Origin of the sequence: Mesobacillus sp. S13, assembly GCF_020422885.1 — a bacterium.
Lineage (GTDB): Bacteria > Bacillota > Bacilli > Bacillales > Cytobacillaceae > Mesobacillus > Mesobacillus selenatarsenatis_A.
The window spans coordinates 1581243-1602979 of record NZ_CP084622.1; the positions used below are offsets into that span (position 1 = coordinate 1581243).

Annotated in this window: 24 protein-coding genes; 16 read left to right on the forward strand and 8 right to left on the reverse strand. The window is 41.8% G+C overall.

Going from position 1 to position 21737, the window contains the following annotated elements; translation table 11 throughout:
- The first annotated feature begins 271 nt into the window (after nucleotides 1-271).
- From LGO15_RS07875 to LGO15_RS07885, 3 genes are all read left to right on the forward strand, one after another.
- Complete coding sequence (locus LGO15_RS07875) at nucleotides 272-538, forward strand: phosphocarrier protein HPr (protein ID WP_167831919.1); 267 nt, start codon at nucleotides 272-274, stop codon at nucleotides 536-538.
- A complete protein-coding gene (ptsP, locus tag LGO15_RS07880; RefSeq protein ID WP_226087268.1) occupies nucleotides 538-2253 on the forward strand; it encodes a phosphoenolpyruvate--protein phosphotransferase in 1716 nt (571 codons plus the stop codon). Before LGO15_RS07875 ends, ptsP begins: the two co-directional genes overlap by 1 nt.
- Before the next feature lie 158 nt (nucleotides 2254-2411).
- On the forward strand, nucleotides 2412-2573 hold the full coding sequence (locus tag LGO15_RS07885; protein WP_226087269.1) for a hypothetical protein: 162 nt from the start codon (nucleotides 2412-2414) through the stop codon (nucleotides 2571-2573).
- A 124-nt stretch (nucleotides 2574-2697) separates the two neighbouring features.
- Here LGO15_RS07885 and LGO15_RS07890 read toward each other — a convergent pair whose 3' ends face one another.
- Nucleotides 2698-3363 (reverse strand): GNAT family N-acetyltransferase, encoded by a 666-nt coding sequence (locus tag LGO15_RS07890; RefSeq protein WP_226087270.1) that lies wholly within the window; start codon nucleotides 3361-3363, stop codon nucleotides 2698-2700.
- Between the two features lie 273 nt (nucleotides 3364-3636).
- Here LGO15_RS07890 and LGO15_RS07895 point away from each other — a divergent pair, with 273 nt between their 5' ends.
- On the forward strand, nucleotides 3637-4518 hold the full coding sequence (locus LGO15_RS07895) for an NAD(P)-dependent oxidoreductase (RefSeq protein WP_226087271.1): 882 nt from the start codon (nucleotides 3637-3639) through the stop codon (nucleotides 4516-4518).
- Between the two features lie 62 nt (nucleotides 4519-4580).
- Nucleotides 4581-4757: a hypothetical protein gene (locus LGO15_RS07900; protein ID WP_167831916.1), complete on the forward strand. Its 177-nt coding sequence runs from the start codon at nucleotides 4581-4583 to the stop codon at nucleotides 4755-4757.
- Nucleotides 4758-4863: 106 nt separating this feature from the next.
- Here LGO15_RS07900 and LGO15_RS07905 read toward each other — a convergent pair whose 3' ends face one another.
- Nucleotides 4864-6006, reverse strand: coding sequence for an aminotransferase A (locus tag LGO15_RS07905; protein ID WP_226087272.1), 1143 nt, complete (start codon nucleotides 6004-6006; stop codon nucleotides 4864-4866).
- Nucleotides 6007-6145: 139 nt separating this feature from the next.
- On the opposite strand from LGO15_RS07905, the gene LGO15_RS07910 reads away from it, so the two are divergent.
- From LGO15_RS07910 to LGO15_RS07920, 3 genes are all read left to right on the forward strand, one after another.
- The gene (locus LGO15_RS07910; RefSeq protein WP_226087273.1) at nucleotides 6146-6616 is read left to right on the forward strand and encodes a DinB family protein; all 471 of its coding nucleotides are present in this window, start codon (nucleotides 6146-6148) and stop codon (nucleotides 6614-6616) included.
- A 115-nt stretch (nucleotides 6617-6731) separates the two neighbouring features.
- Complete coding sequence (locus LGO15_RS07915; RefSeq protein WP_226087274.1) at nucleotides 6732-8255, forward strand: M1 family metallopeptidase; 1524 nt, start codon at nucleotides 6732-6734, stop codon at nucleotides 8253-8255.
- Between the two features lie 357 nt (nucleotides 8256-8612).
- On the forward strand, nucleotides 8613-9518 hold the full coding sequence (locus LGO15_RS07920) for a chemotaxis protein (RefSeq protein ID WP_226087275.1): 906 nt from the start codon (nucleotides 8613-8615) through the stop codon (nucleotides 9516-9518).
- A gap of 39 nt (nucleotides 9519-9557) precedes the next feature.
- Here LGO15_RS07920 and LGO15_RS07925 read toward each other — a convergent pair whose 3' ends face one another.
- Both LGO15_RS07925 and LGO15_RS07930 read right to left on the reverse strand, forming a co-directional pair.
- Entirely contained in the window at nucleotides 9558-10028 is a 471-nt protein-coding gene (locus LGO15_RS07925) for a YkyB family protein (protein ID WP_167831912.1), read from the reverse strand.
- Nucleotides 10029-10141: 113 nt separating this feature from the next.
- On the reverse strand, nucleotides 10142-10639 hold the full coding sequence (locus LGO15_RS07930) for a L,D-transpeptidase family protein (RefSeq protein WP_167831911.1): 498 nt from the start codon (nucleotides 10637-10639) through the stop codon (nucleotides 10142-10144).
- Nucleotides 10640-10841: 202 nt separating this feature from the next.
- Between LGO15_RS07930 and LGO15_RS07935 the strand changes: the two genes are divergently transcribed.
- Entirely contained in the window at nucleotides 10842-12959 is a 2118-nt protein-coding gene (locus LGO15_RS07935) for a sensor domain-containing protein (RefSeq protein ID WP_226087276.1), read from the forward strand.
- Here LGO15_RS07935 and LGO15_RS07940 read toward each other — a convergent pair whose 3' ends face one another.
- Nucleotides 12960-13841, reverse strand: a complete 882-nt coding sequence (locus LGO15_RS07940) for a metallophosphoesterase (RefSeq protein ID WP_226087277.1) — start codon at nucleotides 13839-13841, stop codon at nucleotides 12960-12962. It lies immediately after the preceding gene.
- 184 nt (nucleotides 13842-14025) lie between these two features.
- Between LGO15_RS07940 and LGO15_RS07945 the strand changes: the two genes are divergently transcribed.
- Nucleotides 14026-14250 carry a hypothetical protein gene (locus tag LGO15_RS07945; RefSeq protein ID WP_167831909.1) on the forward strand — a complete coding sequence of 75 codons (225 nt, stop codon included), beginning with the start codon at nucleotides 14026-14028 and terminating at the stop codon, nucleotides 14248-14250.
- A 95-nt stretch (nucleotides 14251-14345) separates the two neighbouring features.
- On the opposite strand, the gene LGO15_RS07950 is transcribed toward LGO15_RS07945, so the two are convergent.
- Entirely contained in the window at nucleotides 14346-15131 is a 786-nt protein-coding gene (locus LGO15_RS07950; RefSeq protein WP_226087278.1) for a C39 family peptidase, read from the reverse strand.
- Between the two features lie 198 nt (nucleotides 15132-15329).
- On the opposite strand from LGO15_RS07950, the gene LGO15_RS07955 reads away from it, so the two are divergent.
- The 3 genes from LGO15_RS07955 (at nucleotide 15330) to LGO15_RS07965 (ending at nucleotide 17739) form a co-directional block, all read left to right on the forward strand.
- Entirely contained in the window at nucleotides 15330-16538 is a 1209-nt protein-coding gene (locus LGO15_RS07955; RefSeq protein WP_226087279.1) for an EAL domain-containing protein, read from the forward strand.
- A 75-nt stretch (nucleotides 16539-16613) separates the two neighbouring features.
- On the forward strand, nucleotides 16614-16859 hold the full coding sequence (locus LGO15_RS07960; RefSeq protein WP_226087280.1) for a hypothetical protein: 246 nt from the start codon (nucleotides 16614-16616) through the stop codon (nucleotides 16857-16859).
- Between the two features lie 214 nt (nucleotides 16860-17073).
- Nucleotides 17074-17739 (forward strand): DUF3993 domain-containing protein, encoded by a 666-nt coding sequence (locus LGO15_RS07965; protein ID WP_226087281.1) that lies wholly within the window; start codon nucleotides 17074-17076, stop codon nucleotides 17737-17739.
- A 44-nt stretch (nucleotides 17740-17783) separates the two neighbouring features.
- Here the strand turns inward: LGO15_RS07965 and LGO15_RS07970 are convergent, their stop codons facing one another.
- Together LGO15_RS07970 and LGO15_RS07975 are read right to left on the reverse strand one after the other, a co-directional pair.
- A complete protein-coding gene (locus LGO15_RS07970; RefSeq protein ID WP_226087282.1) occupies nucleotides 17784-18023 on the reverse strand; it encodes a glutaredoxin family protein in 240 nt (79 codons plus the stop codon).
- Between the two features lies 1 nt (nucleotide 18024).
- A complete protein-coding gene (locus LGO15_RS07975) occupies nucleotides 18025-18987 on the reverse strand; it encodes an MBL fold metallo-hydrolase (RefSeq protein ID WP_167831903.1) in 963 nt (320 codons plus the stop codon).
- Between the two features lie 185 nt (nucleotides 18988-19172).
- Between LGO15_RS07975 and LGO15_RS07980 the strand changes: the two genes are divergently transcribed.
- From LGO15_RS07980 to LGO15_RS07990, 3 genes are all read left to right on the forward strand, one after another.
- Complete coding sequence (locus tag LGO15_RS07980; RefSeq protein ID WP_041965604.1) at nucleotides 19173-19409, forward strand: YkuJ family protein; 237 nt, start codon at nucleotides 19173-19175, stop codon at nucleotides 19407-19409.
- Nucleotides 19410-19547: 138 nt separating this feature from the next.
- Complete coding sequence (cbpB, locus tag LGO15_RS07985; RefSeq protein WP_167831902.1) at nucleotides 19548-19994, forward strand: cyclic-di-AMP-binding protein CbpB; 447 nt, start codon at nucleotides 19548-19550, stop codon at nucleotides 19992-19994.
- Between the two features lie 141 nt (nucleotides 19995-20135).
- The gene (locus tag LGO15_RS07990; protein ID WP_226087283.1) at nucleotides 20136-21641 is read left to right on the forward strand and encodes an MDR family MFS transporter; all 1506 of its coding nucleotides are present in this window, start codon (nucleotides 20136-20138) and stop codon (nucleotides 21639-21641) included.
- Nucleotides 21642-21737 lie beyond the last annotated feature (96 nt).

Genomic DNA, 21737 nt, shown 5'->3' on the forward strand with positions numbered 1-21737 from the left:
AAAATGCTCTAAACCTTTAAAAATCAGGGTTTTTTCATTGTCTATCCCTATGCAAAATGCTATTCTTTTGTGTGGGATGCCAATCCATATTTCTGAGGAAATGATTGGAAACAATATATGGTGTGAAAGAACAATACAAATGGGTAAAATACAAATATCATTTTGGCTAGGCCTGAGTCTTGACCTTTCGCTGAATTGAACCATTTAGTTTTTGGAAAAGGCATCATGTATGGTCATCTTAATCATCTATCTAAAAGGAGAATGATATAGTATGGTACAAAAACAATTCAAGGTTGTTGCTGAAACAGGAATCCACGCTCGCCCTGCTACAATGCTGGTACAGGCTGCAAGCAAGTTCGATTCAGAAGTACACTTAGAATATAAAGAGAAAAAGGTTAACCTTAAGTCAATCATGGGTGTTATGTCATTAGGGATCGGCCAGGGAGCAGAAATCACAATCATCGCTGAAGGAAGCGACGAGCAAGATGCTCTTAATACATTGGAAGAAACTTTGAAAAAAGAAGGTTTAGCTGAATAATGGGCTTTCTTCAAGGTATTGCAGCTTCAAATGGCATTGCGATCGCGAAAGCCTATAAGCTGGTAGAACCGGATTTTTCTTTTGAAAAAAAGACCATCGATGCGCCTGCTGAAGAAATCGCCCGTTTTCAGTCAGCACTTCAGACAGCAAAAGCTGAGCTGGAAAAAATCCGTGACCATGCTGGAACTGCTTTAGGAGCTGATAAAGCAGCCATTTTTGATGCTCATCTTCTAGTATTAAGCGATCCAGAATTGATTTCACCCATCGAAGATAAGATCAAAACTGAAAATGTCAATGCAGAGCATGCATTAAAAGAAACGGCAGATATGTTCATTGGCATGTTCGAATCCATGGACAATGAATATATGAAAGAAAGAGCGGCAGATATCCGCGATGTAACAAAACGGGTATTAGCTCATTTGCTTGGAATCCAGATTCCTAATCCTAGCATGATTGCTGAAGAAGTTGTCATCGTGGCTGAGGACCTGACACCTTCGGATACTGCTCAATTGAATCGCCAGTTTGTCAAAGGCTTCACAACGAATATCGGTGGCCGGACTTCACACTCTGCGATCATGGCTCGTTCAATGGAAATTCCTGCAGTTGTAGGCACAAAGGCAGCAACAGAAGAAATCAACAATGGGGATATCGTCGTTGTTGACGGATTGAAGGGCGAAGTTCATTTCAATCCTACTCCTGAAGTGCTTGAAGCCTATAAGAAGATCCAGGAAGATTTCGAAAAGCAAAAAGCTGAGTGGGCTAAACTTGTCAATGAAAAGTCTGTAACGGCTGATGGCCATCATGTTGAACTTGCAGCGAATATCGGTACACCTAAGGATTTAAAGGGTGTAGTTGAAAATGGCGGCGAGGGTGTAGGTCTTTATCGTACAGAGTTCCTTTACATGGACAGGGACCAGCTTCCTACTGAAGAGGAACAATATACAGCATATAAAGCTGTGCTTGAGGGCATGGAAGGAAAGCCGGTTGTTGTTCGTACATTGGACATCGGCGGCGACAAAGAACTTCCATACTTAAACTTGCCAAAAGAAATGAATCCTTTCCTTGGCTTCAGGGCTATTCGCCTTTGCCTTGAGGAAGTGGATATTTTCCGTACACAACTCCGCGCGCTATTGCGGGCTAGTGTCCATGGCAATCTGAAAGTGATGTTTCCTATGATCGCAACTCTGAACGAGTTCAGGGAAGCGAAAGCAATGCTTGAAGAAGAAAGAGCAAAATTGGTTAAAGAAGGCGTCGAGGTTGCTGAACACATTGAGCTCGGTATCATGGTTGAGATTCCTTCCACTGCAGTCCTTGCAGACCAGTTCGCTAAAGAAGTCGACTTCTTCAGTATCGGGACAAACGATTTGATCCAATACACAATGGCAGCGGACAGGATGAACCAGCAAGTGTCATACTTGTACCAGCCATACAACCCATCGATTCTTCGTCTTGTGAAAATGGTCATTGATGCGGCTCATAAAGAAGGTAAGTGGGCTGGAATGTGCGGAGAAATGGCCGGAGATGAAACAGCGATTCCAATCCTGCTTGGCCTCGGCCTTGATGAGTTCTCAATGAGTGCCTCTTCCATCCTGAAAGCACGTTCATTGATCAGGAACTTAAACAAAGCAGATATGGAAAAACTGGCTTCAAGCGTTCTCAACATGAGCACTACTGAAGAAGTGGTCGAAGCAGTAAACAAGGCTGTTTCTTTGTAACATAACTGTAATATAAAAAATGTTTTAACCCATATAGGGCGGGTATATATGAGTAAGCACTTTGGTTAGACTGAAAGTAAGCTAATCATTCTCATTTTCCCCCAGATTTGGCCGGCTGTTCATCAGCCGGCATTTTTTTTGTGCTTAAGAGCCTTTAAGTGAAATCTGAAAAGGATGGGAAGTACCAGGAAAGCAGTTATAGAGGGACCAATCTTCAGACAGGTTTGAAGGAAAAAGCAAAAAGCTGTCAAAAGAAAGGTCAACTTAAAACAGGTTTGAAGGGAAAAGCAGAAAAGCTGTCAGAAGTCAGCCCAACTTAAGACAGATTCATAAGGAAGACAGTCAGAGCTGTCAAAAGCAGCAACAATTCAGGCAAGTACTGAAGTCCCCACTCCGCCCCTTATGGTTATAAATATAAAAAAAACTGCCAAAAACCGGCAGCTTCTAAACTTTAAATGGATTCTTCCATTCCATCAGCATTCCATAATTCAATGACTCTTCGTCTTCCAGATAATTTGCGACTGGTTTGACCGGTGTACGGCCGCAACGCAGCAAAAAGGAAACGACTGGGTCCTTCAATTCTCCTTGCAGCACTTTTTCTGCATACTGGTCTATGGTCATGTCAGCAGAGTGCTGGTGGTATCCTGGCATCCGGCCGCCACCTAAAAGTCTATCAAGTCCCAGTTGGACGACTGTCTCATACATAGATTGCATCATCCACTTTCCAAGACTAAGTTTACGGTAAGCGGGGCTTATGCAAATATCGACAATATAAAGGGTATTGCCTTCTGGATCATGATTCCGAATGTAACCGTTATCGGTTATGTCTGCCCACGAATGGTCTTCATCGCCTTTTGCCAACTGAACAATCAAACCAGTTATGGATCCGGCGATCCGCCCTTCAATTTCTACACAAAGTGCTCCTTCCGGAAATAATGTGATATGATTGTTCAGCTGTTCGGTATTCCACAAGAGTTCTTCTGGAAAAGGTGGAGGAAAGGCTTCCTTTTGTACCGTAATCAACTGCTCAAAATCATCTTTTGTATAACTACGGATGATTGCTTTTATTGGTTTGTTGCTGTCAAATACATAGAGCTCTTTATAAAACATAGCCGCACCTCTAAACATAGTATAGACATAGTATAGGTAGTTTTTTGGCGCAAGGTCAAATCGAACAATCAGAAGTTTTTATCTTTATCAATGTTTATCTGATAAGATAATCAAAAATCAATATTCAAGGTTTGGGGTTACTGCTGTCAGGGTACACTAATATTGCGCATAAAATGGTAGATCGCTCTGGAGGCCGAGAAGTTAAATTCTCGGCCTTTTGCTGTTTCAAGTGTTAAAATATATCTAAAATATATAAGGGAAGAAGGAGTGCATATGCTGTCTAAGGAAGATACGGTGATTGGTTTTATTGGTACTGGAGTTATGGGAAAGAGTATGGCAGGGCATTTACTCGAGGCGGGCTATCAGCTCACTGTCTATACTAGAACGAAGGAGAAGGCAGCTGATTTGCTGGAAAAAGGAGCTGTTTGGTCAGATTCACCTCGTGCCATCGTACAGAAGGCGGATGTCATTTTTACGATTGTCGGGTATCCCTCTGATGTGGAGGAAGTTTATTTGGGTGAAGACGGACTGATCGCCAATGCAAAGCCAGGCAGTTATTTAATTGATATGACGACGTCGACTCCTTCCCTGGCAAAAAGGATTCATGAAAAGGCAAAAGATAAAGGCATTCACGCAATCGATGCCCCTGTTTCTGGAGGTGATATCGGTGCCCGTGAGGCAAGGCTCGCCATTATGGCAGGCGGTAATAATGAGGCTTTCCTTCAGGTCGAACCTCTTCTCAATATCCTTGGAACGAATATTGTTCACCAAGGTGAGGCTGGTGCTGGGCAGCACACGAAGATGTGCAACCAAATTGCAATTGCCACCAATATGGTTGGTGTATGTGAAGCGATTATTTATGCGGAAAAAGCGGGTTTGGATCCGGAAACTGTATTGAAAAGCATATCGACGGGAGCAGCAGGCAGCTGGTCTCTTTCCAATCTGGCACCTAGGATGGTTGACGGAAATTTCGAGCCAGGGTTTTACATCAAGCACTTTATCAAGGATATGAAAATCGCCTTGGATGAAGCAATGCGGATGGATATGGAAGTGCCTGGTCTGTCGCTTGCATTATCATTATATGAACAACTTGCGGAAAAAGGCGAAGAAAACAGCGGCACACAGGCGCTGTATAAGTACTGGAAACAATCATAATATTTGCTAGTCATAGACCCCTGCCTTGGTAAAGATACTAAAACCTAAAGGAGGGGTAATCTATGGCTAAAAGGACGAAAAAGAATGACCCGCAGCAAAAGAACAAAAAAGGGTTCGACTCTGCTGTCATCGATTCTGAATTCTCACATGAGATTGGCAGTGCAGCGACAAATAAGATTCACAAGGATAAGGCGAAAAAAGAGAAAGCTCCAAAGAATAACGGGAAATACAAGGGGTAAATATACCTTATTACTTGTACCAATCCAAAAAAGACTGCAGGCAAACACGATTTTCATCGAGTTCAACTACAGTCTGAGCCGTTCCAAAGCAGGAACGGCTTTCCTTTTAGTTCAAATACTTTTCCAAACGGTCAAGTCCTTCTTTTAGCGTGTCCATTGAGTATGCGTAGGAAAGGCGGAAATATCCCTCTCCATATTCAGAAAAAGCACTCCCTGGAACGACTGCCAACTTGGCTTCATTGACCAAATTCATGCAAAAATCGAATGATGAAATATTGGATACTGGGTTTTTGACAAAAAAGTAAAATGCGCCATCAGGCTTGATTACCTCAAGACCCATTGACTGCAGTCTGTTGAAAACATAATCCCTTCTTGAAGCATACTCCTTTTTCAACGGCAATGCGTCATCGATCCCGGTTGTCAAAGCCTCTAATGCAGCCATTTGCGAAATCGAAGTTGCACATGTCACATTGTATTGATGAACTTTCAGGATATGCTTTGCAAGATATTCAGGTGCAAAAAGCATGCCTATCCGCCATCCGGTCATTGAGTGGGATTTGGAAAGACCGTTAATGACAATTGTTTTTTCTTTCATGAACTGGGCAATGGAAATATGCTGCTGCTCGTAAACAAGCTCACTGTATATTTCATCGGCAAGTACAAAGATGTCCTTGTCCTTTAGAAGCTTGGCTATTTCTTGCAGCTCCTTCTCATTCAAACTGACTCCTGTAGGATTGGATGGATAGGGAAGGACGATACATCTTGTTTTATCAGTTATCAAACCTTCGATCAGCTCTGCAGTCATCTTGAATTGTGTATTCCTGATATCCGCATAGACTGGTTTGGCACCACATAGCTTAATGATTGGTTCATACCCCGGGTAAACAGGACCGGGGATGATGACTTCACATCCCTCTTCAAGAATGCTCCTGAAAGTTATATCGATAGCCTCGCTCGCGCCTACTGTAATGATCGCTTCATGTTCGGCCGAATAATCTACATTATATTTTTTTCGATAAAAATCAGCTGCCGCTTTTCTTAACTGGATCAGTCCAGCATTATGAGTGTATGTAGTGATATTCTCATCTATTGCGTTCTTGCCCGCTTCTTTGACATGTTCAGGTGTCGGAAAGTCTGGCTGGCCTATAGTCAGTGATACCATGCCCTCAACATCTGCCACCATATTAAAGAATTTCCTGATTCCCGAAATTTCAATACTCTTTACTCTATCGTTAATTAAATGTTCCACTTCTTTCATCCCTCCGATTGCATATCATTATTTTACCATGATGACCTCCAAAGGTGTAAAAATCGTCGCCTTAAACAAAAAGGTAAATTCAATGAAGTGTAGAATATTATTTATGGAGTAACCAAAAGGAGTGGTTTGATTGAACTTGGAACAAATGAAAGCACATTATAAAGAATTTGATGGATGGATCCATTCACTAAAAGGACTATCGGACGCGGAGTGGAATATGCCTTTGGGAGAGGGAAAGTGGTCTGTTGCAGCGGTTGTAGCGCATTTGCTTCTTTGGGATCAATACTCATTAGAAGAAAGATTCCCTTATTTTAAAGAAGGAGCTGATCTGCCTTCCTATCCTGATTTTCAGGGTGTTAATGACCGTGCTCGTGAATATGCAGAAAATAAGGCCACAAAAGAGCAAGTTTTGGATGAACTTCTGGCAATACGAAAAGCTTATCGTGAAATGCTGGAACAAACGGACAGTGAGAAGTTGGCCGTATCCTTTAGAATCTCCAATCATCAGCTGACAATAGGGACATACTTTGAAGACTTCATCCAGCATGACCTTCATCACCAAAAGCAAGTCAATCAGGTATTAGGCAAGACACTGGTTTAATATTTTGAACATGGCAAACCGAATTTTCGGTTTGTTTTTTTATTGAATAGTTCAGGAATATTTTGGATATGTGTGGAATTAATAGAAATACATACATAAAAAAGGGGGGGTAAAAATGAAGAAGGTGATGATGTTCTTATTAGCAATAACTCTGATATCTGCATGCAGTCATACTCCAAATACTTTACAGGAAAAAAAAGAGCTAAAAGCTCATTTAGGAAAGGGACATGTAAGCAAGGAAACATCTGTTGAGAAAAAGATAGTTGGAATACCTGAATACCCCAAGGCTGCCCAGAGAAAGATCGTAAAGGGGGGACCTGATGATTCCATTTCCAACTTTAGGCCAGATCCAATACAAAACGAAAATAAAGCTACCTACAAGCTTGATTTAACAATGGATTCCGAGGAAAAGTTTACAGTGACTGCTGAAGTGAAGGTGGAAAACATCTCAAAAGATGAGTGGAATGAAATAGTGTTTTATTTTATACCAAACGCATTCACGGAAGAAAATAAGCCTGAATCTTTGAAAAATGCTGCAGAAGTATCCATTAGCAGTATTGAACTTGATGGGGAGAAAGCCGATTATCTGTTAGACCATGATACACTGTATCTTCCTCTTGAAGAGAGCTTTAAACCAGGGGAGGAAAGATCGGTTACGGTAAGGTATACATTAACTGTACCCGAGTTTGGATTCCGTTTATCAAACAATTTTAACAATATTTATTTGGCTGAGTGGTATCCTATGCTCGCAACCTATCACTCTGGATGGAGAAAAGAAGATTACATTGTATCAGGTGAATCTTATTTTACGGATTATAGCGATTTTAAAGTGAAATATAGCCTGCCAGAAGAATATATGGTTCTGAGTACAGCGGATAATGACCCTGCTAATCCTTCTGCCAGTGGTGAACTTGAAAGTCAAAATGTGAAAGAGTTTTACATGGCTTTAATCAAGAATATGGAGGTAGTTCAACAAACCGCTGGAGACGTTGAAGTTAGAGTGGCAGGAGTGGCTTCTACAGAAAGCCTAAAACAGATACTGGATAAATCCGTTAATGTATTAAACTATTTTTCCGCCAAACTCTCTCCATATCCACAAAAACAGATTGATATCATAACGGACGAAGGTGGGATGGAATACCCTGGGATTGTGACAATCGGTCCATTTAATGAGGGTCATAAAGATGAAGGAAGAGGTTCACAATATTTTGCTCTTATCCATGAAATAGCACACCAATGGTTCTATGGAACTGTAAACAATGATCCGTACTATGACGTGTTTATTGATGAAGGCTTAACGAATTTTGCCACCTACCTATTTTTAATCGGACATGACAAAAAAACACCCGAAGAGACCTTTGCATTTGCGGAACAACATGCAGCAAGAACGACCGCACTCGCTCATCTGCCTTTGCATGAATATCTAAATGGGGGCTTTATGGGAGCAAATTATGAAATTCCTCCTTTGAAGCTTTGGGAGCTTACAGGTGGGGAAAAAGAGGCATTCGACTATTTGAGTAAATATGTTGAACTTTATTCTTATCAAGAGGTTGATACAGCTGAATGGATTCGTTTTACCAAATCTTATTTCAAACTAAATGATGATCAATTCTTTCAGGAATGGATTTCCTACGAATAGATGAAGAACGGGCATTCATATGAGTGCCCTTTTTATTTGGCTCTGTTAAAGCACATTGTTTTTTTAATGCCCTGCTGATTGTATTGGAAGGCTCGTAGACTCGTCGAAAATGCTAACGCATTTCCTTCGTGCGTGGGCAGGCTCAAGCATGTAATTCAAAGTCCTGCGGGATGCGCAAGTCATGGGGAGACCCCGGAGAAAGCGCCGAGGAGGCTCGCCGACTTCCCGCGGAAAGCGAAGCGTCTGGAACGAAAATCAACAGCCGAGTTTAACAGAGCCTTTATTTTAGCTAAACAGTTCATTTTCAACAGCCGATAATAGGTATATGGTACTTATTTTATATAGTGAAGGAAGAGCATGATGAGTGATAGCAGTATTTTATTAGAATCAGGCACGAATGAACTTGAAATCGTCGAATTTGGCATTGGCCAGAATAAATTTGCGATAAATGTCATGAAAGTAAAAGAAATTCTCAACCCTGTACAGGTAGTGGTGATTCCGAACGCCCATCCGTATGTGGAAGGAATCATGGAGTTAAGGGGCGAAGTGCTGCCAGTCATCAATGTCGCAGCGGCGTTAGGACTTCAGGAATCGACGAATCCGCAGCAGGATAAGTTCATCGTTGCAGAATTCAATCAGCAGAAGACAGTTTTCCATGTCCATACGGTTTCACAAATCCACCGCATCTCCTGGACTCAAATAGAAAAGCCGTCAGACATGTATCAGGGGCAAGAGAGCCAAATAATCGGAGTAATCAAGCTTGGTGGAGATATGGTCCTATTTCTGGACTTTGAAAAAATCCTTCTTGAAATCAATCCTGAGTCTGGAATCAAGGTGAGCGATGTCAAAAAACTTGGTCCGAGAGAACGCTCTTTGAAGAGAATCGTGATTGCGGAAGATTCAGCCATGTTAAGGAAAATGCTGCACGACACTTTAACTGAAGCGGGTTTCCAGTACCTGGAATTCTTTGAAAACGGCCAGGATGCGATAACCTATCTTGAACACCTTGCGGAGAATGATGAAGTATTTTCAGAGGCCGTACAGCTTGTCATCACAGATATAGAGATGCCGCAGATGGACGGACATCATCTGACAAAGAGGATCAAAGAGCATCGTATCCTTGAAAAACTGCCCGTCATTATTTTTTCATCTCTTATCACAAATGAATTGCGCCACAAGGGCAGCGTTGTGGGTGCCGATGCCCAAATTAGCAAGCCAGAGATTAGTGAACTGGTCCTGAAGATTGATGAGTTGATTTTATAGACTGAATAACAAAAAAGAAAGCTGGTTTCCAGCTTTCTTTTAAGGGTAACGCTCTCCAAGCTTTTTGAATACTGGTTTGGCATATTTCCTCGTCTTGCCGGCTGCATCGGACTCGGTGGAATCCTTCAAGCCTGTGTAGGTTGACAATAACCTTTTTGCACTGGTCAATGAAATGGAAGCACGTGGATTCCTCACTGACTGATCAAGCTTTCCTAAATGAGGGAGCTGCTCGAAATCCTGTTTAGTCGGCGGGATATGGAAGGTATATTGACCGCAAACAACTAGGACGTCTGATTGCTGCTGGCTGTTTCTTGGGTTGTTGGAAAAGTGAAGGCCGGTTTTTTTAGCTTTTCCTTCTTGAAGCATCTTTTTAATCGCATCATGTTTTAACTGATATAAAAATTTTGGGTTTGGAGCAGTCTTGGCATGACGATTCACAGTGAAGATTGCTTGTGAGAGGTTCTCAATCGTTGGACGGAGTTGGGGGATCTTGTTCCTTTCGTTATACAATGGTTTAGGCTCCTTTCATTTTTAAAGCAATGTTTTTACAAGGCTTTTAATCGCCTAATACCATTATACCCTTTATTTAGCTGATTGAGAAATAGTAGCCTTCGGATGGAGAACTATCGTGTGATCGTTACTCTGGTTCCATTCGGTACTTGCCTTGCCAACTCTAGTACATCCTTATTATGCATGCGAATACATCCCTTCGAAACGGCCTTGCCAATCGATGCGGGATTGTTTGTACCATGTATGCCATAACCGAGCTTCGATAATGACAGCCACATGACGCCGTATGGGCCGCCGGGATTAGGTTCCCTGTTCACAATCACAAATTCACCAACAGGAGTTTGCGTCAGCATTTTTCCAATGCCGACCGGATAAGTTTTCACTTGTCTGCCGGAACGATAAAGTGTAAGCCTCTTACCGCTCAATGATACCGAGATTGAGAAAGGGATTGAAGCAGGGTCAGGGAGTCCCGGAATCAGGATTCGTTGGCCAGGATAGATCAGTGCGGGATTTGTAATACTGGGGTTAGCTCCAAGTATTTGCTGAAATGGTCTGCGATAGTTGGCGGCAATCACTGCGAGCGTTTCGCCTCTTTTAACAATATGATACATAGAATCTCCTCCTCTATGCAGTCTATGCTGAATAATAGGAGAGGGCTCCTCGCGGCTGTGAAATGTCGTTTTTTAGCGAAACATTGTAAATTTTTAAAAAATAGTATCGTTTTTCCTTATTTTAAAAGGTAAAATGGGAATATAAAACTAGTTCCAAGTCATGAGCCAGGTACTATTGTACTTCTGGAATGAGGATGGTTAGATGAATCAGATCAAGCAATCAAGAATAACTAAACGAAGGAGCAAACCTGCTTCCGAAAAAATAGAACAGATGATTTCAGATATCATTTTTAAACATGTGAAGGACCTTGTTTTTATTATGAAGGTCGAACCTGGTAACCAATTCCGTTATTTATTTGCCAATGAGAACGGGCTGCTCCACGCCGGGATGGCTCCTCATGATATTGGCAGGACGATGGATGAAGTTTTGCCTCAGAACCATCTGCAACCCTTGAAGAAACAATACATGAAGACGGTTAAAGAGGGAGTAGAGGTTGTTTTCCACGATGAGGTAGGTTTGGAGAACGATAGGCTGGTTTTTGCCGAGACACTTTTGACCCCGATTAAAGCTGCAGACGGGGAAGTTCAATATGTTGCAGCGATCACAAGGGATATGACAGAGATTTTCAGGGAAAAGAATAGATTGATTGATAGTGAGCAACGGTATCGCTCACTTATTGACCATAATCTGGATGCTGTCTTTTCTGTTGATTTAAATGGGAAGATTCTTGATGTCAACCCGGCAGCACATTTATTGACAGGCTATACTGTCAAACAGCTTAAGTCTAAAAAAATCGGAAGCTTGATATGTGAAAGTGATTTGCAGACTTTTAAGGATGTCATATCCGATACAAAATCGGGTAATTCAAAGGAATCGCTTGATTGCCGGTTTATGCACCGAAAAGGTAAATTCCTGACGGTCCACCTGAAGACAATTCCCATCGTGATCCATTCCGAAATAAAGGGTATGTACATCATCATTCGTGATCTTTCCGAGCAGGCGAAAAGCACGGAACTGATTAAGTACATGGCATTCCATGATCAGCTGACAGGTTTGCGCAACAGGCGTGCGCTTTTGGATCAACTGGATCGTCTGGTTAAGAATGTAGAGATGCAAAAAGCTGAATTTGCCCTTCTGTTTCTGGATATAGACCGTTTCAAGTACTTGAATGATACGCTGGGACATCTTGTTGGTGACCAGATCTTGAAGCAAGTAGCTGATCGGTTAATCGATATCCAAAAAGAAAACTGTACGGTTTACAGACAGGGCGGCGATGAATTTATCATTGTCCTTGATAAAACAGGCAGGCATGGTGCTGGAGAGTTTGCTCAAAAAGTATTATTAAGATTCAATGAATCTTTTTATTTCAATTCCCAGGAGTATTACATTACACCGAGTATTGGAATCAGCCTTTTTCCGAATGATGGTAAGGATGCAGAATCACTGATTAAGCATGCTGATGAAGCCTTGTATAGTGTCAAAGAAAAAGGAAAGGCCCACTATCAATTTTATCGGTCGGATATGCAGTCAACCGGGGTGAATATCATAGCACTCGAAGCTCATTTGCGAAAGGCAATCGAACGTGATGAACTGGAACTCTATTATCAGCCGCAAATCAATTTAGTTACGAATGAAATATCAAGCTTTGAAGCATTGCTGCGTTGGAACAACAATGAGTTAGGCTTTATTTCACCGGCCGAATTCATCCCGCTCGCAGAGGATACGGGTTTGATTATCCCGATAGGGAACTGGGTCATTGAAGAGGCATGCCGACAAATCAGGGAGTGGACGGAGAAAGCGGGAAAGCCAATCAGGGTTGCTATCAATATTTCTCCTAAGCAATTCATGCAGCTCGATTTAGTAAGGATCATCAAGAGTTCGATCGAGAAGCATCATATTGATCCATCTCTCTTGGAAATTGAAATTACCGAAGGCGCCATGCAGGATACAAAAGAAACGATCCCGATCCTGAAGCGGTTGAAGGAGCTGGGGATTAAAATATCGGTAGATGACTTTGGTACTGGCTATTCATCTCTTAGTTATCTGAAACAGTTCCCGATTGATGTACTAAAAATTGATCAAAGCTTCATAAGGGATATCAAGTACAATGGAAAGGATGCCGCGATCATCACGACGATCATCCACCTGGGCAACAGTTTAGGCATGGAAGTGATTGCGGAAGGGGTCGAGGAGCAGAGTCAGGTTGACTTCCTAATAAATGCAGATTGTGAAAAGGCACAGGGGTTCTTTTTCGCCAGACCATTGAAAGCTCTAGAAGCAGAGGAAAAGATCATCTTGAAATCAAAAACAAGCAGCTGATCAGCTGCTTGTTTTTTCGCTTTTAAAGGTAAAAACGGCAAGTTCAGGCTGAGATAAGAACCTGAACGGTAGCCTGGTCGTTCCAAGTCCGCGATTCACGTATAGAGTGAGAGAGCTTTGGGGGCCTGTTGTATAAAAGCCTTCCACATATTTTTCTGCAAAAGGCGGAGTGACCAGCGGGCCGTAAAAAGGGATTTGAATCTGGCCGCCATGGCTATGACCGCTTAGCTGCAATTGAATCGGGAAATGTGCAGCTTCTTCTGCTTTGTCAGGGGCATGCGATAAAAGAATCGTATACGAGTTTTTGGGAATATTGGCCAGGGCCGACTTCAAATCAGGTTTGCCGAGCATGGCATCATCGATACCGGCAATCCATAACGAACTGCCATCAAGAAGCTTGATGTTGGCTGAATGGTTAAGTAATAAAGTGAATCCTGATTGTTCCATTATTTGTTTATAAAGATTGGACCCATATCCCCCGTGGTCATGGTTACCGTATACGGCAAACTTCCCCATAGGAGCTTTCAAGCTGTTCAACATGGAAATAATCTTGGTTTTTTCAGTGAAGTGTCGCGGGTCATCAAGTAAATCCCCTGTGAAAACAATCAAATCAGGGCCAAGCTTATTAATTTTGGTCATCAATTGCTGCAGCTGTTCCATTGTATACTGAAACCCTATATGAGTATCGCTGAATTGAACAAGCTTAATGCCATCAAACCCGGACGGCAATGCGGCATTTTTTATAGTATGGCGTGTAATATCAAGCATGCGGGGTTCTACTTCACGAGCATAAAAATAGCCACCTGTGCCAAGACCTGCAGCCGTTAATACCGTTCCAACGGCCCTTTTGATAAAAGTCCTCCGAGTGATTTGTTCAGACATGAAAAATACCAACCTATCTCCGAATTTTCTCTACTATACTAGCAAACATACCTGGAAAATAGAAGTACCATTTTAGGGAAGTGTCTTTAATGATGATATTAGAGTGTTTTCAATTTATGACATAAGGGAAGAGAAAGGAAAGATACGAGTCTTTTATAGCTAAGCGGAAATCGAGGTGTGATTGTTGGTCGATTATGATACTAGGATGGAAATGATCTTTATTCCCGCAAAAAATGGATATATTAAGGTGTTTGTTTACGGATTTAACCATTTAGGAACATCGGGAAATGCAGTAGCCGTGTTTAATGGCGTAAGTGCAAACGCTAAAGGATTCCACAAGAAAAGGACCATCGTCCATTCCCTTTCAAACCTTCACAGAGTGCTTGTGAAAAAGAGGAGGGAAAACTAAGAGGACAGGATAATACCATTGTGCATGAAGGTTTACTTTATAATATATGAAAAAACAAAGACAAGGCCGGAATGATATCCAGCCTTATCATTTCATTATCGGTAACTGACTGCTCTTGACTGCATCACTTTCCAGGTTTCAATAAAGTTTTTTTTGTTTACTGGGACCTGTTTTCGACCGGATAGGGGGTCATTCAGGTAGACTGTGGTTTCATTGAAACCAACCAGGACAACCGCATGCAAGTCCAGTGGCGTCTTGATTACCTCATTGCCATGTGTCCATGATTCCCAGCGATCTGGCAGCCTGTAGTCACCAGTAGTCCACACAACGACAGGATAACCAGAGGAAACATGGTCAAGAACATGTTCGAAGTCTTTTCCGGTCAAGTTTACTGCTCTTCCTGGTAAATAACGATCGATTAAATCAACCATTGGTTTATCGAAGACTGCATAGCCGGCTCTTTTTCCTGTCATATCTCCAACGAAACCTTCAGCTGGATTGCCCCAGCTCAATATATCTCCACTTGCTGATCTTTTTAAAGGATCAAGATCTTTTTGTATTTCCGTGTAAAGTTTCATTTTATCCGTTTCAGCTCCGGCATATTTAAGCATCATTGCCAGGCTGGTCACTTCACATCCATACTTCAGTTCTGGATTTTGTTTTATCAAGGGTACGTTCAATAACGCATTGGTTTTTCTTTGTTGCTGTTTGTCTTGTTTCTGAATAGGGTTTGGGACCGCCATTTCCTGAATTGTCTCAGGACTTTCCATCATAATGGGATCATTTTTGCTATGTTGAGTCCGCAATACCTTTTCGGCGGGCGAGCCGTGACTGCATCCAAGCAATGGAAGAAGAATGCCGATGAAAAGCCACTTCTTCATGTCATCATCCTTCCATAAGCTTATATATATTTTTAGTCGAAAGGCGGATTTTATAACATGAGGAAAATGGAAACAGTATAACTGAGGGAATACTCATATTATGGTAAAATCGTTCATATCAAATTAATGATAAGAAATTAAATATAAACAATGGTAAGAAACACATTTTGAAGATGTTGGGGGAGGTTTCAGTTAGAATTGGATGCTCTTGATATTTTAACCGACCTAGAACATGTCGTCCCATTTTTTCAGCCAATCTTCAATGCGGAGGAGCATAAAGTCATTGGATATGAAATTTTAGGCCGTTTTATTAGCGGAGATGATGAAATTAGTCTGGGATCTTTTTTTCAGGATGATACTGTTCCTGAAGAGTACCGAATTGAAGTAGAAAACATTGTTTTTTCCAAAGCGATGGAAACTGCTTCCCGTTCGGGTGACAAGGATCTTCTTTGGTTTGTGAACAAAGATGCTGGTTTATTGATGATGGATGATGGAGAGGGGTTCTTGCAATTGCTCCTTTCATTTCATGAACAGGGGATAAGACCTGACCAAATCGTTCTTGAAATATCTGACCGGAATGTCCAGAGCACTATAGAGCATCTCATCAATTATTACAAATCTTTTGGGATAAAAATTGCGATGGCACAAGTTGGCAGCGAAGGCAGTTACTTTGAGCGAATAGCTGGTATAGAACCTGAAATCCTCAAAATTGATATGTCCTCGCTAAGGTCTAATAATACAGGCCCTGCTTATCTTGACGTCCTTCACTCTTTATCCATCCTTGCCCGCAAAATTGGCGCGACGCTCCTGTTTGAAAACATTGAAACTCCATATCAGCTGCAGTTTGCCTGGAAAAACGGAGGCAGGTTCTATCAAGGATTTTATCTGAGAAAACCTCAGAGTAGCTTGGTGGAAAAGGATGTTCTTAAGGAAAAAATAAAGTCAGAAATACATGGGTTTATTTTATCCGAGAAGAAACGGCTTCACTCATTTTTTGATTTACGAATCGAATTGAACACCAAGTTCCAGGAACTGATCAGCCGCAATAAAAAAGGGCAGAATCCAAGTGAGTTCCTGATGTCTCTTGGTACCAGCCTCGATGGAATTGCATTCAGAATGTATATATGTGATGAAGACGGATTCCAGTTATCACCTAACCTTTATAAAACAGGTGGAGAATGGGTGCTCCAGCCAATATACATGAATAAGAACTGGAGCTGGAGACCCTATTTTCTTGAGAACATCATAAGGATGAGAACAGGGAAAAAGGGAATCCTGTCAGACCGATACAGTGATATTGAAACAGGTGAGGTAATACGGACGTTTTCGCTTCCATTGAATGGAGAAGAATTTTTATTTGTGGATTTAAGTGCATCTTTTCTTAATGAACGGGAAGGGTTATTTTGACATACAGGACAGCGCATAGCCTATTTCAAAAATGTGCAATTTATATATACAGCCTTCTATAAAGGGGGATTTAATATGAGTATATATACAACAATGCTCTTATTGGCAGGGGCAGGGGTTCTGGTTGCAGGCCTTTTCTATACTTGGTCTTTCGGTAAAGGACAGAAAAGGGCTCATGGCAATCTAGATTCACAGGCCCCAGAGGCTGTCCAGGAGCATGCTTATATCCGCAACCCGATTTTTTTAACCTATATAATCGTCATTTCCATCGCCCTGTTGTTCGTCGTTTATTATGCCGTGACCACAGGAACCGGATATTAACCTCCACAGCGGGGGTTATTTTTTTTGTGAAGTTCCTGATAATACTACAATTTTTTTAACTTTTGCGTTAGTTCGAGCCAGATGAGGGTAAATTGATAATGTTCATCAGATTTTGTGTCAGATGCTGAAGTTATTTTACGAATGAATTTCGTAATCAAATAGGGTAAATGTTGGTAAAATTGTATTTACTAGTCATCATGGAGGAGGGGAGAAAATGGACAAGCGGTTAAAGCTATTATTTTTGTTATCCTTTTTGTTAATCTTGCCTGCCAATGCGTATGCCAATTCGGATTTGGATGGAAGAAAAGACGTCTTTGCATTCCTCGAAAAAGCTTTTGATTCACAAGTATCCTTAAGTGAGAAGGCCAGGACGATGGAGGAAATTGAAGCAGTATTAGATCCTTATTTTACAGAAGACTACAAGTCGCGGTTCATTGATGAAAATGTGGTAGGACAGGAAAATGAATACCTGACGTATGGAACAGATTTCGCACCTTATTACATTCCATTTTACGCTTTTTCAGCAAAGACAAAGGTAGTGGAAATGGAGAATGAAATTTATGTAGTCGAATTTTTTCCTGGCAATGCGGAGGGACCCGTAAGCTACGATGATCATTATGAAGGGTTGAAGCTTGTAATAAGTGACGGCAGCTGGAAGGTAGCAGATTACCTCTATGATGAAGTTCCTCAGGAAGTAATCGACAAAGCGTACCCGGAAAAAGCAAAGGAACTGAAACAGCCTGCAGAAGCTGACAATGCAGACGAGGAAATGATTGGGGAAATCGTATTCGGACCCAATTTCTCGATGCTGAAGACATTCATGGAGTTAGGCGTTATTTTCAGGAATGAAAACAGGACAATATTGTTCGGATTATTATAGAGAAAAGCGTGAAATCTGCTTAGATTTCACGCTTTTTTTGAGGCCTAATCCTGGATATCCAAAGCTTTTTTCAACCTTTCCAGGTCAAACCCTGTGATTACTTCATCTCCGATAATGATGGTTGGTGTCGAATAGGAGTTGTAAGTTTGTGTGAGCTCCTGCTTGCTTTTGTCATTAATGCTGATGTTTTTCTCTGTGTAGGGAAAACCGAATTCCTTTAAGAACATTTTTATGATTTGGCAAGGTGGGCAGTCGTTCTGGGTGTAAACAATGATGTCGTTCATTTTACTTAGTTCCTCCGGTATTTTTGTTCAAATAATGGGCAAGCCCCATGGCACTGACATTGACATCAAGATATAGCAGTTCATAGATTGGATGCTTGTCAGGCAACCCACGCTGGGACAGGTGGGTTTTAATTTTATCATATAGCCTCTGCGTAATCTGCTCAACTTGCTTTTGCGGATGCTTTTCTTCCATGACAACATTTTTGGCTTCTTCTATGAAAACTTCAAGCCAACTTTCCACTTGCCTGAATGCCTCAGCTGGATTTTCGGACATGCCATAATGTCCGAAATAAATCCTTTCTAGTTCAAGTGCTTCAAAGGTGCTGATGGATTGCAGCATCTTTTCAGGATCAAACTGGTTAGGTGAAGTCGTAGGCAGGTAGAATTCGATGCCTTCACGGTCAAGCTGCGGATAGAAGATGCCGGCGGTGTCACCAGAGAAGATTCCGTTAGAAAGCGGGTGATAGATACTGAAGTGGTGGTTGGCATGACCTGGAGTGTCCAAGAACTTCAGGGTAAGCTTCTCGCTTAACTTTAGTGTTTCACCATCATCTTTAATCATCAGGCGATCTTCGGGAATGGCAACGATTGGGTCAAAAAGTTCCGAAAATTTTTCCCCATAAACAGCTTTAGCTCCCATAATCAATCTTGAAGGGTCAGCCAAATGCCTAGCTCCCTTGGGGTGTACGATAACCTTTGCATTCGGGCAATGCTGTACCATCAGGCCGGCACCGCCTGCATGGTCGAGGTGTATATGTGTCACGATGATGTAGGAAATTTCACCAGGTGATATCCCCAGTGCTTGTAAGCCTTCAAGGATGTGGGGAATGGACGGGCTTGCTGAAGTTTCGATAAGCGTCACCTTATCCTCTGTTAATACGTATGTACCGGTGCGTTCTGGCATACTTAGATCAAAATCATCGATTAGAAAGACATTTTCGGTTAGCTGCATAGGTTTTTTCAAAAAATCACTCCAATTCTCAAAGCTTTTACTTGTACATCGTCTGACATTATTTTATTCTGTTAATATTGACATGTAAAGAATTGTGTATAGAAAATTCTGAAATCATTTTACATGGATATAAATAGGCCAATTGCAAAATCTATTTATAAGTTATTGGTTTTTGTTTTGAAAGGAGAGGGAGCATAATGTCACAGCTTCAGGGAATAGTCACTCGTTTGAAGAATCTGCAAGAGCAGTCCAATGGAGGAGAACCTGCTCAACGCTTTTTCGAAGTGAATGGAGAGCGTAAATGCCAGGTTACATACCATCCAAAAACGGAAACATACGAATTGGAAGTATACACTGACAAGGAAAAGCCTAAGAAATACCAATTCGACAATATTGATATGATTACCATCGAGATTTTTGATCTTATTCAGTAATCCATCATGACAATGGGACCCATTTGTGGTCCCTTTTTATATCCTCGCTTATTAGCAGTAAACTAAATAAAAGCCTCTTCATCCATTTTGTGATAAAATGGTAAGGAAAGAAGAAATCCATTTTAGGGAGTTTTCGCCATGATTAGTCTTTACAGCGGTGAGTTTTTGGAAGTGTCAATTAAAGACCTGATGATTCCTTCTGAACGTGTAGCCCATGTCCAAGTTGGCAATAGCCTGGAGCATGCACTGCTTGTTCTAACGAAAAGCGGGTACACTGCGATTCCCGTCCTAGATCCTCATTATCGTCTAATGGGTTTAATCAGTACACCAATCATAATGGATTCCATTCTCGGCCTTGAAAGAATCGAGTTTGAGCAGCTTGAGAGGAAACGAGTAGAAGAAGCCATGAATACGAAAATACCCAGAATCAACATCCACTCAACTCTTATATCCTCATTAGACCTTCTTGTTGATCACCCCTTTCTCTGCATAGAAGATGACTCAGGTATATTTGAGGGTATCCTGACAAGACGGACTGTATTGCTGAAATTGAGCAAACAAGTTAAAAGGTATAATAAGAAATAGAGTAAACGGCAGCTCCCGGATGCGGGGGCTGAATTTTTTACTTTATAAGAAAGAATAACTCCAATACTTTGATTACTGGCCAGCTCCAGCTCTTGTCTGGGCTGAGCAAGGCGCTTGCGCTTTTCTTTTAGAGGTGTGTAAATGGGACAAGCTGAACAAAAAATGAACAAAACGGAAACAAAACGCTCTTTTGTACTGGCTACTGTCATGCTTGCCATGTTTATGGGAGCTGTGGAAGGCACAATTGTTTCTACCGCCATGCCGGCAATCGTCGGGGATTTAGGCGGGTTTGCCTTATATAGCTGGGTCTTCTCTGCCTATTTGTTAATGAACGCAGTTACAGTTCTGATCTATGGTAAATTATCGGATTTATTTGGAAGGAAACCAATTTTAACATTCGGTATTATCATCTTTTTGATCGGTTCGATTTTATCCGGTACAGCAGAAACGATGGAAATGCTGATCCTCTACCGGTTCATACAGGGGTTTGGAGCAGGTGCAGTCATGCCGATTGCTACAACCATTGTGGGAGATATCTATTCAAAACAAGAACGTGCGAAGGTACAGGGGTATCTCTCCAGTGTATGGGGCATATCAGCTGTATCGGGACCTGCGTTAGGAGGCTTGCTAGTGGAATATGCAAGCTGGCGCTATGTCTTCTGGATCAATGTCCCACTTGGCATCCTGGCAATCGCAGGCCTTTGGCTTTATCTGCATGAAGATATCGAGAAAAAGAAGCATAAGATTGATTATCCAGGAGCAGTTCTCCTTACTGTAGCCATTAGTTCGCTGATGATTGTCCTGGTTGAAGCGGGTGCGAATTGGCCGTGGACATCTCCTAAAACTATAGGTCTGATCAGCCTTAGTGCCCTGACCTTGATCCTCTTTATCCTTCAGGAGAAAAGGGCGGAAGAACCGATGATGCCATTTAATATATGGCGGGAACGATCGATATTCATTGCCAATATGACTTCTCTGACAACGGGTGTCATGCTGATTGGTATTTCTAGCTTTTTACCTGCTTTCGTCCAGGGAGTCATGGAGAGGTCACCGATTGTGGCTGGGTTCACCTTGACGGCGATGTCGATAGGATGGCCGATCGCATCGGCTGCCAGCGGGCGTCTGCTTTTGAGTATCGGCTATCGCAAGACTTCCTTATTTGGCGGTGCAGCATTGATACTAGGAAGTATTTTATTTGTCACCCTGAAACCTGAAGCTGGACCTTTATGGGCAGCGGCAGGATCGTTTTTTATCGGTGTCGGGATGGGTCTTACTAGTACGGCATTCATTGTTTCAATCCAAAGTACTGTTGCCTGGCAGCAAAGAGGGATTGCGACCGCAGCCAATATGTTCATGAGAAACCTGGGCAACACAGTGGGAGCTGCCTTGCTTGGAGGCGTCCTGAATAGCAGCATCTTAAGCTACATGAAAACCAATGGAGCACAAGGTCAGGATCTCTCAATTGATGCAGCGAATGTCCTGCTCAATGAATCAGAGCGGATGAAACTTCCGGTGGAATTAAAGACAATTCTTCAGGATGCATTGACAACTGCCCTTCATTCGGTTTACATTGTCGTATTCATTTTTGCAATCGTCAGTTTGCTGTTCATCCTATTCTTGCCAAAAAAAGAAGAAACTGCAGAGTGATCTGCAGTTTTTCTTATGGTTTCTTTGGTGAATTCTATGTGTTCGAAAAACAATCAGCTAATGTGAAGACAGTCCTTATATATAATGTAATTGGCA

Coding starts and splice junctions, on each gene's coding strand:
- LGO15_RS07875 (WP_167831919.1), top strand. CDS start 272: ATGGTACAAAAACAATTCAAGGTTGTTGCTGAAACAGGAATCCACGCT.
- ptsP (WP_226087268.1), top strand. CDS start 538: ATGGGCTTTCTTCAAGGTATTGCAGCTTCAAATGGCATTGCGATCGCG.
- LGO15_RS07890 (WP_226087270.1), bottom strand. CDS start 3,363: ATGTTTTATAAAGAGCTCTATGTATTTGACAGCAACAAACCAATAAAA.
- LGO15_RS07895 (WP_226087271.1), top strand. CDS start 3,637: ATGCTGTCTAAGGAAGATACGGTGATTGGTTTTATTGGTACTGGAGTT.
- LGO15_RS07900 (WP_167831916.1), top strand. CDS start 4,581: ATGGCTAAAAGGACGAAAAAGAATGACCCGCAGCAAAAGAACAAAAAA.
- LGO15_RS07915 (WP_226087274.1), top strand. CDS start 6,732: ATGAAGAAGGTGATGATGTTCTTATTAGCAATAACTCTGATATCTGCA.
- LGO15_RS07920 (WP_226087275.1), top strand. CDS start 8,613: ATGATGAGTGATAGCAGTATTTTATTAGAATCAGGCACGAATGAACTT.
- LGO15_RS07930 (WP_167831911.1), bottom strand. CDS start 10,639: ATGTATCATATTGTTAAAAGAGGCGAAACGCTCGCAGTGATTGCCGCC.
- LGO15_RS07935 (WP_226087276.1), top strand. CDS start 10,842: ATGAATCAGATCAAGCAATCAAGAATAACTAAACGAAGGAGCAAACCT.
- LGO15_RS07940 (WP_226087277.1), bottom strand. CDS start 13,841: ATGTCTGAACAAATCACTCGGAGGACTTTTATCAAAAGGGCCGTTGGA.
- LGO15_RS07950 (WP_226087278.1), bottom strand. CDS start 15,131: ATGAAGAAGTGGCTTTTCATCGGCATTCTTCTTCCATTGCTTGGATGC.
- LGO15_RS07960 (WP_226087280.1), top strand. CDS start 16,614: ATGAGTATATATACAACAATGCTCTTATTGGCAGGGGCAGGGGTTCTG.
- LGO15_RS07965 (WP_226087281.1), top strand. CDS start 17,074: ATGGACAAGCGGTTAAAGCTATTATTTTTGTTATCCTTTTTGTTAATC.
- LGO15_RS07970 (WP_226087282.1), bottom strand. CDS start 18,023: ATGAACGACATCATTGTTTACACCCAGAACGACTGCCCACCTTGCCAA.
- LGO15_RS07980 (WP_041965604.1), top strand. CDS start 19,173: ATGTCACAGCTTCAGGGAATAGTCACTCGTTTGAAGAATCTGCAAGAG.
- cbpB (WP_167831902.1), top strand. CDS start 19,548: ATGATTAGTCTTTACAGCGGTGAGTTTTTGGAAGTGTCAATTAAAGAC.
- LGO15_RS07990 (WP_226087283.1), top strand. CDS start 20,136: ATGGGACAAGCTGAACAAAAAATGAACAAAACGGAAACAAAACGCTCT.